The organism is Dysgonomonas hofstadii (genome assembly GCF_014196915.1).
Lineage (GTDB): Bacteria > Bacteroidota > Bacteroidia > Bacteroidales > Dysgonomonadaceae > Dysgonomonas > Dysgonomonas hofstadii.
In genome coordinates this window covers 1-11,367 of sequence record NZ_JACIEP010000023.1, presented here as the reverse complement: position 1 = coordinate 11,367, position 11,367 = coordinate 1, and the positions used below count along the sequence as shown (strand labels likewise).

Genomic DNA, 11,367 nt, shown 5'->3' with positions numbered 1-11,367 from the left:
AAATCAAAGAACAACCAATTATGATTTTAAAAATTAAGAGCGAAAATGACCGACTATTAGATATCCTATATAAAAATCCGGATACAGACAATGGGTTGTATTTTAAACCATTGAAGAACGGGCAGATTGTAGGGAATGCAGTCAACAAGAATTATTACGAAGTTGTATTTCAAGACACCAAGTATAGTTATATGCCCGAAGAGTCTAATCAGATAGATTATCAGAGCTATTGTACACCATTGGCCGTGTTACATATCTGTAATGAACTATTTGGACATATATTAAAAAGCAAGGACGAATTTGCATCAAAAGATATTCAGTGGCTTGGTATTACTCAAGGTGAAGCTGATATAGAACCTTGTGTCATTGAAATACCATCGTTCTATATTGATTCTAACTGGTACAGAAACGGTAGATTCCTGCCAACCAAATATTTTGAGGGGGTAAAAGTCACACAACAGTCAGGTCGTATTTTTAACCTTACGATTTCGGCTAAAAGTACATTCGAAGCATTTAATTTATTGGCTTTAGTCTCACTGTTTACACATGTGACTAACGATTATGGAATGTTTACTTATATCGACGATGGCCTTGCTCAAAAGTACGGACGTATATTGACAAACATAGATAATGTGCCTTATTTCGTTTTCTACCTGTTTATAATGAAAGCAGTAAAATCGGAACGACAGTTTAATGAGTTAAAACCCGTCTTTGAAGATTATCTGGCAAAATACGGATTAGAAGCCAATCTAGTATTACAAGGAACATATCTGCAACGAATTCATTTTATAACTAATCTATTAGAACGAGATATCCCAATTCTTGATATTGGTTGTGGCGAATTTACATACTATAAAAAGATGATGAATAAAGAGTTTTCATCTATCTATTATGCAGTAGATCATGATGAGAAGTTTGAGCGATTGGCTGAAACTATCTCTCGCCGATATGATGAAGACAATCTTTTATTTTTTAATTCATTAGAGGAATTCGATTCTAACGATTGTATAAATATTCTACTAACTGAGGTTATTGAACATAATCCTGTAGGTATAGCAAAAGAATTGATACAGGAAGCTTTGTCATACAATTTCAATAAATTGATTATAACAACACCGAATGCAGAGTTTAATCAGTTCTACAATATGGAGACAGAGTTTCGTCATGATGACCACCATTTTGAGCCAACTCGACAAGAGTTTCTTAATCTGATTGCAGAATGTACCGAAAGTAAAGATATAAATATTGAATTTTTCCAATTGGGAGATAATTTAAATGGTATTCAACCCACGCAAGGTTGTGTGATAACAAGAAACAACAAATAACTTTTATATATGCCATATCCAATAGATAAGAAATTAGTAATAGCTGTAGCCTCAAGTGCTTTATTTGATTTATCTGAATCTCACCAAATATTCAAAGAGAAAGGTGTAGAAGAGTATAAAAAATATCAAGAACAAAATATAGATAGAACCTTTGAAAAAGGGGTCGCATTCCCTTTTATAAAGAGACTGCTAAATTTGAATAATATATTTTCAGAGGAGCAACCTGTAGAGGTCATATTACTTTCGAGAAATAGTCCTGAGACAGGTCTTCGAGCTTTTAGGTCCATAAAGAAATATGATCTAAATATTACTAGGGCAGCTTTTTTCTCAGGCTCATCTCCTTATGAATATTTACCTGCATTTAATACATCCTTGTTTTTATCTGCTGATGAAAATGACGTAAGAGCCGCATGTGAGAATGGTTATGCAGCAGGGAGAGTATTGGATGCAAGAATGGAAGATGATGAAAGTGATGAATTAAGAATTGCTTTTGATTTTGATGGAGTCATAGCTAATGATGATGCTGAAAAAGTTTATCAATCTAAAGGGATGGAAGCGTTCCACTTATCTGAACAAAATAATGCAACTATACCTCTTAAACCAGGCTTATTGGCGAATCTTTTTGCAAGAATAGCTATTTTTCAAAAAATGGAGTCTAAGAAGATGATGGAAGATAGAAATTATAAAAGAATATTAAAGACTTCTATAGTAACAGCAAGAAATGCACCTGCTCATGAGCGCTTAATCAATACCTTAAAGAACTGGGGCGTAGACGTAAATGAAGCTTTCTTTTTGGGAGGTATTGATAAGGCTAGAGTATTAGATGTAATGCATCCCCATATATTCTTCGATGATCAATTAGGGCATTTATCTCATTTGAAAAATATTCCTGCAGTACACATTCCATTCGGAATTACAAATACACAAAAAATAAAATAAATGGAAGACCTAAAAAGACTAAAGAATAGAATAGATTGGTTTTGTGAGAATAAAATAAATGCCTTTTCTCCAACCATATCCCCTGCGCCTAAATCGCCGGAGCGAAAGGAAATTGAGAGTATCGACAAGGCTATCCGTTATTTTTATGATAATGGAATAAAAGAGGTCGTTGTCGAGAAAAAATATATGGGATCGTATTGCGACATTTACTTAAACAAAAATTTGGAAGATACTTATTTTGTAAGTCGCAATGGGCACAAAATAGACCATATCGATTTGGATGCTGCAAAAGAAGCTTGTCGTGAATTACATGCTCGTTTCGATTGGACTAACTTACAATTAATAATAATTCAATCTGAATTGATGCCTTGGAGTTCTATGGGTAAAGGATTAATAGAAAATGAATTTGGTGGATATTTAAACGTGCATCAAAATCACTTTGAACACCTCGCAAATTCCAGTTTGTATAAAAAGATTGAAGCCGTAAGAGAATCAGATGCCTACAAGCAATTCATTGAAGATAAAAATATGCTGTCAACCAAGGATCTCAGAGCAAAGTATCCGCACCATATCATCCGTCAATATGAATCTCTATTTGAATTTAAGGTGTTGGATTTGACTGTTTACAAGCAAAGCATTGATGTCTACGAGACTCAGATCAATCATTTCGGGCAACAGGGAGATATTTATTTCAAACCTTTCAATATTTTAAAGAAAGTATTTGATGACGGTTCGGAGGAATTTGTAAATGACAACCTTAGTTATAAAGAAGTAAATGATGATGAATTTTTACATCTGTCGATAGATAATGATACAGAATTAGATCAATCAATAGAAACTGTTTATTCTTGGTTTGCTACATTAGAGAAGAATAGCGAAGAAGGAATTGTTATCAAACCCCGGCAAGCTTTTATCAAAGGAATGCCCCCAGCTTTCAAAGTGAGAAATAACCAATATTTGACTATGATATACGGTGTCAATTTCCATGATCAATATGGCTACTATATCTATAAACGTAATATTGGACGAAAACTGGAATGCTCTATCAATGACTGGATGCTGAACTGGGAATTATTGAAAGTCCCATACAAAGATATTAACAAAGAAAACTATTTCCTCAAGAATCTGGTTTTCGACCGTATTATGGGTGAAAAAGCAGAAGCTGGGTTGGATACAAGATTGTAAAAAAGAAGAATTAAAATGAAAAGAAAAAATCCACAACTATTAATATTAATTGGTGCTCCTGGTTCGGGAAAATCGACCTTTTCCAAATATTTTATCCGTACTGAAGAAAACTGGATGCGCCTATGCCGTGATGATTTTCGTACTATGCATTTCACATATTCAAATCTTCCTCCGTACGAAGAGGGGATGATAACAGAAATGTTGGATGTCTCAATAGAAGTTTTGTTACGCAAACGCTTCAACGTATTGCTCGATGCTACACATTGTAAGACTGAATATCTGAACCATTATATTGAAAAGTTCAATCATTTAGCGGATATTTCATTCAAAATATTTGAAGCAGAAGCCAAAACAATTGCCGAACGATGCGAAAAACGAAATAAAGAAACCGGTAAATATATCCCGACTAATGTTCAGAAACGTTATATGAAAGAGTTGGAAGAATTGAAAAAGGTATTTGATTTTTCGACTCGACCTTTGCAGGACAATCGTGTATTGACCATTAAGCAAGACATATCACTCCCAAAAGCGATTATTTGTGATTTAGACGGAACATTAGCTTTAATGAATCATCGCAACCCATTTGATGCAAGCTCATGTGATGAGGATGAATTAAATATTCCTGTTGCCAATACATTGAAAGTTTTTGCCAAAGAAGAATATGAGATACTGCTTGTATCAGGAAGGGAAGATCGTTTTCGTGAACCAACTCTTCGATTTTTGGAAAGATATGACATTCCTTATCACCAGCTTTGGATGCGTCAATCTAAAGATTTCCGAAAGGACTCTGTTATCAAAAGTGAAATTTATGAGGCTGAAATTAAGAATAAGTACTTTATTGAATTCGTTTTGGATGATAGGGATCAAGTGGTTGATCTTTGGCGGAAAGAATTGAGACTACCATGTTTTCAGGTGAATTATGGAAGTTTTTAAAAATACAGAAAGGCTGATCTTTGATAAAAAAGTAAAATAGAATAATAAACTTGAGTTTCTTTTATCAGGGATTAGCTTTTACCTTTTCAAGTAGGGGCTGTTATTCAACTCGATCTTAAATTTAGCCTCATCGAAAGTTAACTTTTTCCTTATAGTTTTTATTTCGAAATCTTTCAAGAAATATATTCTCCGGATCCTTATAGTTCAGATACTAATATTTTTGTAAGCTTTTCCCTTTAGGAATTGCTTTAAGAATATTCTTTCGCACGGACCTGATAGCCGGGCATAATTCCCCTTCCATCATCTCAAGAGTAGTCTTCAATTCCTGCGTTAATTCAGGAATAATACGGCAGAGCTCGTAAGCTATTTTCATACAGAGTGACTGCACACCCGGTAATTCTTTAACTGAGAGCATTCGCTCCAGACAGAAATCCAGAAAATCAACCCTCGGAGGATCTGCCAAAGGCTGTTTATAAAGCAGATTGAGAACAACCCTCCGTTTACCTCCATGCTCACATGTCATCACTTCGTCAATAAGTTCATCTTGCTTTTCATATAACCATTTATTAGCTTCCAAAGAAAAATGTGTGAAAATCCAAGCCGCATGATATCCTATTTTTTCATCTTCTCCAATAACTAAATCATACAATTCTTGCTTTCGCTTATCACTTTGCTGAGTTAAACGAAGTATTTCATGGATATCATCCATACCAATCCGCTCCGATAATTTAGCTTTGAAATTCATTGCTATTCTCATTTCTTAATATAATCCTGAAATTTCTTCCCTTCTAAGGCAAGTAACTCCTTGCTTACTTTTAACTTACTATCCCAAAAAGAAATATCAAAGTTAATCCCTTTCGCTTTCTTAATCTTTTTCCAATTACCTACACCATGACCATTATACAGTATAATTGATTGAAATATACCATAGTTATTAAAAGCTTTCGGATGATGCTCTAAGTCTAGAACATTTGTCCTATCCTTGTAGCTGATAATATACTCATCATAAGCAGGCAGGAAGTGAAGTATATTTGTATCCGAAGAAGCACATTCTTTATAGTCTTTGTGGATATATAATTCGGTAGAACCGAAGTGATCTTTTATCAATTCATTGTCGATGAGACTAAAAGCGTGTCTGCAATCTTTGATCGTCAACCCCGACCACCAGACAAAATCCTGTAAACTTGCAGGAGAATGGCTCTGCATATATCTTTGAGCTAGCTTTGCCAGTGCTTCATCCTTATGTATATCTTTGCTTTGGGGAGCTCTTTCGTCCAGTAGTGCATATGTTTGTTTTTTCTCTTTCAATACACCGCTGCATATAATGCCATCCGCTTCTGCCAACATTGTAAAGAGGTATATATGTCTCTCGGTAGCCCCTAATCCTTCTTGCTCGAATATTTTTGTAATCTCGTCCTTGGTCTGATGGTTATTGTCCCTAAGTGTCCTTTCTAACAGGTTATAACATTTTGTAAGTTCGTGTTCATCAACCTTCAAATCTTTTACATATTTCCATGCGCCTTTAATTCGCTCTCCTGTCAATTTCAGAAGCCACCTGATATCTTCCGCAGAAACAAAATGCCAGGTTGGGCGCATGATATGGGTTCGAAGAAAATCTCCCCGGTTGAAAGCTTCTTCAATACCTTGTTCTATACATTGTTTCGATCTGATGGCAATAGCCCATTTTGCCATAGTGAAATCCTGAGCTTGCATAGCTCCCATCCATGACACCACTTCTTTTGGAGTATCAAATGTCTGTTCTGATAGTTGTTGACTCTTTAGCCGTATGTTTTTTATAGTAATGTTCATATGTGGGATGTTTACTTTAAATTTATCTTATTACCTGATTTTCAGTTTTGTTGTTACCCCTATCAATTATTCTGGTTTATCAGATTCACAATAACTTTTACCATAATATCTTTTTCCTCTGTACGGCTTTCCGCAATCATTAAAGTAAGAGCAACGAGCGTATTGTTTTCAATAAGTCTTGTACTATCACTTTTGTACAGAATACCATTTTTCTCCAAGAACCAAAGGAATAGGAATGCTGCAATTCGCTTATTTCCATCACTAAATGAATGATTTTTAGTTACTAAGTATAGTAACATCGCTGCTTTTTCTTCTATACTGGGATATAATTCTTCTCCTCCAAATGTTTGATAAATGGTACTGATTGAGCTTTTGAAAGACTGATCTTTCTCATTTCCGAACAAACCACCACTTCCAAACTTATCTCTCAATACATAGATAGCTTCCATCGCATTATCATAATTCGCTCTGAAAGGTTCATCGACCGTCGTTTTTTCAATCTCAAGTTTTTGATAATCGTATCTATCTAAGGTGTCTAAAGCATAGGTATAGTCTGATATGACACGCAGTAGTCCTACTCTTTCATTCTCTGATAAAGTATTGCCACTTTCCACTTTTCCTTTATTATTCATGGCTATTCTGATTTAAAAGGTATTCTTCTTTTATTTTTCTGATTACTTCAATAGGGATTCTTCGCTCTGAATCAACGACCTGTAACCCATCGTCCATATAGAACTGAATAGGATAATTACCTACAACTTTCTCTAAGTCTAGCTCTACACCTAGTAGGCTCGCCTCTTCTTCAGTAGAAAAATATTCTCCTGATTGATATCCAATTTCCAATTTCTCAAAATCGAAAATATGCTTCTCCGTTTTAAAAGGCTTGATTGTCACAATATTCTCCAATTTATTGGGGTGTAAAATAAATATCTCATTGCCCTTTCTTTCCCACTTTAGAAGGTAGAAAGCGAGTACAAGAAATAAAAGAGAACCTATAATAACAGAAATTAGTGCTAAATAGTCTTTGGATGTGAAAAAGTCTATCAAAAAAAGAGAGCTTGTACAGCCAACTATGGAAATTGAAGACAGAATCATTACTACTATATATAATATATTTAAAGGATTATGAGTTCTCTTTGGCATAATTTCCAATTTAATCATATCACCTTTCTTTTCAAGAGTGTATGGATATAGAATGTTTGTACTCATAATCTTTTATTTTAAGCTTATTTTATTAGCTGATTCTCGTTTCTTCGAACTAACCAAATCCGCATATATCTGTGTTGTAGAGACATTTTTATGTGTAAGCATTTTACTGACAGTATAAATATCCGTTCCTAAAGCTATCTGCAAGGTAGCAAAAGTATGCCGAAAGCAATGGAATGTAATGTGTTTTGTTATCCCCGCGCTGGCAACCCATGCTTTTAAAGGTTGCTGAGTCATGCTTCGTTGTAGACCTTTAAAGACTTTTCCTTTTCCTCGTTTACCACATAAATCCAAAGCCTCATCACTAATCGGCAAGGTTGTTTCTGTTTCAGTCTTTTCAGTTCGCAATCGCATGCAATAGCCTCCATCCGAAGCTGGCTCTATTTCTTTCCAATCGAGTTTCAATATATCACTGATTCGCAATCCGGTCATGCAGGAGAACAAAGAAGCAGTTTTTAATATCGGGTAATCATCGCATGGGGTGTTGGCTAGCAGCTTGACTTCATCTAGAGTAAGATATTCTTTCTTTACGTCAGTTGTTTCTATTGAATCAAGAAAGTCATTCAGATTCTCTCTAAAAAACTTCTCTTTATAGGCTACCTTCAATAATCCTCTGAAAGTAGAGAAATATCCGGACGCTGAATTCTGCGATATCCGATAGTTCTTATTTTTCAACTGCCTTGCATCCTGTAGATAATCCCTAAACCGATTGCATAGATCTACTGTTACTTCTCCGAAAGTGCATTTGCCTTTGACGAAGTTAGAAAAATGTTGATACACTTTCATCCATTTCTGATCTTTCTTTTCCGCTTTGGTTTTAAAGTAGATGAGAAAATCCGCCTTCGCTTTATTCTTGTCTAAAAATCCGAATTCTTCATTAATAATGGATTGTACCCTTATGCTTCTGATAGCTTCAGCTTTCATCAACATTTCGTTATTGAATTCTTTCTCGAATTCATTTTTAGGCTTTGCATAAATGTAAATACCCAAATACTCACGCCGTGTCATCTTCATGGAGTGGGGATCACGAATTGCAGGGTAGTAGTCTAAATAGAGGCTTATCCTTCCTCTTGTTGCATCTCGTTGTCTGAGATGAACTCTCGTCAGTGTTGCCATATTATTGTGTTATTTGAGGGTTAAACAATTTATCGAGTTCAGGCTTCGATACCTTAATGTATCGCCCATCCTTCACTTTGGGTATATTATGATACTTTATATAATGGTATAGCGCATCCCGAGTCAGGCTGTATTGCTCCATAGCTTCTTCTACTGAATAATATTCAGGCTCCTTGGGTTTTTCATATCCCTTTGCTACATCGAAATCTTGTTTGGAGTATAAAACCATTCGCCCATCCTTCTTCTTGGGTATTTGATTCTCTGAGACAAAGCTGTATATTGCATTGAGAGTCAGCCCATATTTTCTCATGATATCTGCAACTGTATACCATTCTCTAATATCCTGATTATCGTTGATGCCTTTCTTTTCAAAATATTTATCAATGTGCTTCTTGCTAAAATAGGATTTTCCGCGAATCAGAGTTTTAGGTATATCATTCTCTCTGGCTACTTTGAACAACCACGATTCTTTAATATTGAACTTTTCTTTGATCTCAGCTACTGTATAGAATTCAGTGAGCGGTTTTGCTTCGACACTCGGCCTGGCCTTTGACTCGTATTTTTCGGCATTATCAAACATCGCATCAATATCTGAACGACGAATAAAGGTTTTGCCATCCATCCGGATCCCTTTTAATTGTCGGCGATGTAGATAGCGATAAACAGTGGTCCTCTCAATACTTAATAGAAAAGCTGTTTCTACCACAGACAGAAACTCTTTATCCTGAATTTCTTCGAAACGTTCACTGATCCGTTCTATCTCCTGCATAACAGCATAGTTGAGACCTACGACCTTTCTCTTCTTCTTATCTTCTTTATAAGCTCTCGAGTTACATTGATGAGAACAATATCGGGTAGTCGTTCTCTGTGCCACGAATCTTTTTCCGCAGTGCTCACATTTTTTTATAATCTCTAATTTATTGCTCATAATTCTATCCTTTAACTTCGCTAAAATTTGTTGCCTGATGTTGCACTTTGTATCACAGCGTTGCTATATGTTGCAAATATGCATAATCTGTGTTATCAATCCAAACGAGAGTGCAATTTTTCCGATGATCGGTACAAAAATGACATAAATATCATCAAAACAACCATAATTATTGATGAGCAAAGATAGAATAGAGAAAAAGAAAAGCCACCATAAAACGGTGACTTTGTGATGATTGATAATTATTTTCGATTAATATTGATCACTTATTATTTGCCGATACAAAACTTCCCGAATATATTACCTAATATCTCATCAGTAGAAATTTGCCCCGTTATTTCACCTAAATAATGCATACATTCACGGATATCCTGAGCCAGGAAATCACCCGATATCTGCAAATCCAAACCGTCCGACACACGCCGTATTGCTATTAATGCCTTTTCCAATGCTTCATAGTGTCGCATATTCGTAACAATCACATCCTGATCGCTCACATGAGGCAGATTTGCCAACCCGATCAACATCTGTTCCAGATCATCTGTTCCCTGATCATATTTGGCAGAGATAAATATACGCTCTGTCACCTCATCTTCCAGCAGCCTTTCTTTTTCGGCCCTTCTTTCTGCCGAAATAGTATCGACTTTATTAAACACAAGAACAAGTTGCTTACCCTCAGCCACAGGAAGAATTTTCTGTGCCACCTCCTCTATATGCTCATCCGCTGTGCCTGCGTCCACGATCCAGAGGACAATGCTGGCCTGCTCTATTTTCCTGAAAGTGCGTTCTATGCCGATGCTCTCTATCTCGTCTGTTGTATCCCGGATTCCCGCTGTATCAATCAACCTGAAAATCAGGCCTTGTATATTTATAGTATCTTCTATCACATCACGGGTAGTACCATGTATATCGGAAACAATCGCCTTATCTTCATGCAACAACAGATTCAGCAGTGTAGATTTCCCTGCATTGGTTTCACCTATAATAGCAACTGGTATACCATTCTTTATCGCATTTCCCACATTGAACGAATCGGCTAACTTGCTGATATGATATTCAATATTATCAGCAGTATCTTTCAGCCTTTCTCTATTGACAAATTCGACATCTTCTTCCGAGAAATCAAGCTCCAGTTCTATCAATGAAGTAAAGTTCAACAATTCGGTGCGCAACTCCATCAGTTTATCACTAAAGCCACCACGCATTTGATTCATCGCCAAACGATGAGTTGCGGCAGAAGTCGAAGCAATGAGGTCAGCAACCGATTCAGCCTGCGACAAGTCCATTTTTCCATTCAGAAAGGCCCGTTGAGTAAATTCTCCCGGCTGAGCAAGCATCGCTCCCTTAGATAGAAGTAACCTCAATATATTCTGTTGAATATATAACGATCCATGACAGGATATTTCCACGGTATCTTCCCCTGTAAATGAATGAGGAGCCCTGAATATACTGACCAACACCTCATCCAAAGCAAAACCACCATCCATTACCGATCCGAAATGTATTGTATTAGCCCTCTGTTCCGAAAGCTTTTTACCGTTCGAAGATTCGAATAGCGAATCGACCAAACCAATACAACCTTCACCCGATAGCCGGACGACAGCAATACCGCCTATACCGGCAGGTGTAGAGATCGCTGCTATTATATTATTATTGTGCATATACCTAAATTAATAAGATATCAAAGTTACTGCTTAATCGGGTATAAACCAAAACATAATACTCCAATACAGTTCATAACAAACACAAAAAAGTACACTTTCGCAAATACGGATTCATATTTTTAACAAAAATGTAACGAATGTAATAAATTCACGAATTCTCTTTTTTCACCCTAAACTGTCACATCAATATATTCTCCGTTTTCCCTTGCGCTATTCACTACTTTTTCGGGGAATCCCTTTTTTTGTAGCCTTTCTTTAAACC

At 36.0% G+C, this 11,367-nt stretch carries 10 protein-coding genes and 1 pseudogene; 4 read left to right on the top strand and 7 right to left on the bottom strand.

Annotation, left to right across the window (positions count from 1 at the left end):
- The first annotated feature begins 20 nt into the window (after positions 1–20).
- Genes GGR21_RS19510 through GGR21_RS19495 form a run of 4 tightly spaced genes read left to right on the top strand, consistent with a single transcriptional unit; the run spans position 21 to position 4,382 of the window.
- Positions 21–1,325: a methyltransferase domain-containing protein gene (locus GGR21_RS19510; protein WP_183308928.1), complete on the top strand. Its 1,305-nt coding sequence runs from the start codon at positions 21–23 to the stop codon at positions 1,323–1,325.
- A gap of 9 nt (positions 1,326–1,334) precedes the next feature.
- Positions 1,335–2,264 carry a 5'-nucleotidase gene (locus tag GGR21_RS19505; protein WP_183308927.1) on the top strand — a complete coding sequence of 310 codons (930 nt, stop codon included), beginning with the start codon at positions 1,335–1,337 and terminating at the stop codon, positions 2,262–2,264.
- On the top strand, positions 2,265–3,449 hold the full coding sequence (locus tag GGR21_RS19500; RefSeq protein ID WP_183308926.1) for a DNA ligase-like domain-containing protein: 1,185 nt from the start codon (positions 2,265–2,267) through the stop codon (positions 3,447–3,449).
- Between the two features lie 15 nt (positions 3,450–3,464).
- On the top strand, positions 3,465–4,382 hold the full coding sequence (locus GGR21_RS19495) for a phosphatase domain-containing protein (RefSeq protein WP_183308925.1): 918 nt from the start codon (positions 3,465–3,467) through the stop codon (positions 4,380–4,382).
- Between the two features lie 211 nt (positions 4,383–4,593).
- Here GGR21_RS19495 and GGR21_RS19490 read toward each other — a convergent pair whose 3' ends face one another.
- The 7 genes and pseudogenes from GGR21_RS19490 to mnmE form a co-directional block, all read right to left on the bottom strand.
- Positions 4,594–5,127 carry a hypothetical protein gene (locus GGR21_RS19490; RefSeq protein ID WP_183308957.1) on the bottom strand — a complete coding sequence of 178 codons (534 nt, stop codon included), beginning with the start codon at positions 5,125–5,127 and terminating at the stop codon, positions 4,594–4,596.
- Positions 5,128–5,135: 8 nt separating this feature from the next.
- The gene (locus GGR21_RS19485; protein ID WP_183308924.1) at positions 5,136–6,191 is read right to left on the bottom strand and encodes a winged helix DNA-binding domain-containing protein; all 1,056 of its coding nucleotides are present in this window, start codon (positions 6,189–6,191) and stop codon (positions 5,136–5,138) included.
- A gap of 62 nt (positions 6,192–6,253) precedes the next feature.
- Positions 6,254–6,775: pseudogene (locus GGR21_RS19480) on the bottom strand (type II toxin-antitoxin system death-on-curing family toxin); the annotation flags it as partial.
- A 40-nt stretch (positions 6,776–6,815) separates the two neighbouring features.
- The gene (locus GGR21_RS19475; RefSeq protein ID WP_183308923.1) at positions 6,816–7,400 is read right to left on the bottom strand and encodes a hypothetical protein; all 585 of its coding nucleotides are present in this window, start codon (positions 7,398–7,400) and stop codon (positions 6,816–6,818) included.
- A gap of 6 nt (positions 7,401–7,406) precedes the next feature.
- Entirely contained in the window at positions 7,407–8,513 is a 1,107-nt protein-coding gene (locus tag GGR21_RS19470) for a site-specific integrase (RefSeq protein WP_183308922.1), read from the bottom strand.
- Position 8,514: 1 nt separating this feature from the next.
- Entirely contained in the window at positions 8,515–9,441 is a 927-nt protein-coding gene (locus GGR21_RS19465) for a helix-turn-helix domain-containing protein (RefSeq protein WP_183308921.1), read from the bottom strand.
- 269 nt (positions 9,442–9,710) lie between these two features.
- Positions 9,711–11,102: a tRNA uridine-5-carboxymethylaminomethyl(34) synthesis GTPase MnmE gene (gene mnmE / locus GGR21_RS19460; RefSeq protein ID WP_183308920.1), complete on the bottom strand. Its 1,392-nt coding sequence runs from the start codon at positions 11,100–11,102 to the stop codon at positions 9,711–9,713.
- Positions 11,103–11,367 lie beyond the last annotated feature (265 nt).

What these genes read in the sequence shown, in the direction of transcription:
- mnmE (WP_183308920.1), bottom strand. Translation starts at nt 11,102, where the DNA reads ATGCACAATAATAATATAATAGCAGCGATCTCTACACCTGCCGGTATA.
- GGR21_RS19510 (WP_183308928.1), top strand. Translation starts at nt 21, where the DNA reads ATGATTTTAAAAATTAAGAGCGAAAATGACCGACTATTAGATATCCTA.
- GGR21_RS19490 (WP_183308957.1), bottom strand. Translation starts at nt 5,127, where the DNA reads ATGAATTTCAAAGCTAAATTATCGGAGCGGATTGGTATGGATGATATC.
- GGR21_RS19475 (WP_183308923.1), bottom strand. Translation starts at nt 7,400, where the DNA reads ATGAGTACAAACATTCTATATCCATACACTCTTGAAAAGAAAGGTGAT.
- GGR21_RS19470 (WP_183308922.1), bottom strand. Translation starts at nt 8,513, where the DNA reads ATGGCAACACTGACGAGAGTTCATCTCAGACAACGAGATGCAACAAGA.
- GGR21_RS19500 (WP_183308926.1), top strand. Translation starts at nt 2,265, where the DNA reads ATGGAAGACCTAAAAAGACTAAAGAATAGAATAGATTGGTTTTGTGAG.
- GGR21_RS19505 (WP_183308927.1), top strand. Translation starts at nt 1,335, where the DNA reads ATGCCATATCCAATAGATAAGAAATTAGTAATAGCTGTAGCCTCAAGT.
- GGR21_RS19485 (WP_183308924.1), bottom strand. Translation starts at nt 6,191, where the DNA reads ATGAACATTACTATAAAAAACATACGGCTAAAGAGTCAACAACTATCA.
- GGR21_RS19465 (WP_183308921.1), bottom strand. Translation starts at nt 9,441, where the DNA reads ATGAGCAATAAATTAGAGATTATAAAAAAATGTGAGCACTGCGGAAAA.
- GGR21_RS19495 (WP_183308925.1), top strand. Translation starts at nt 3,465, where the DNA reads ATGAAAAGAAAAAATCCACAACTATTAATATTAATTGGTGCTCCTGGT.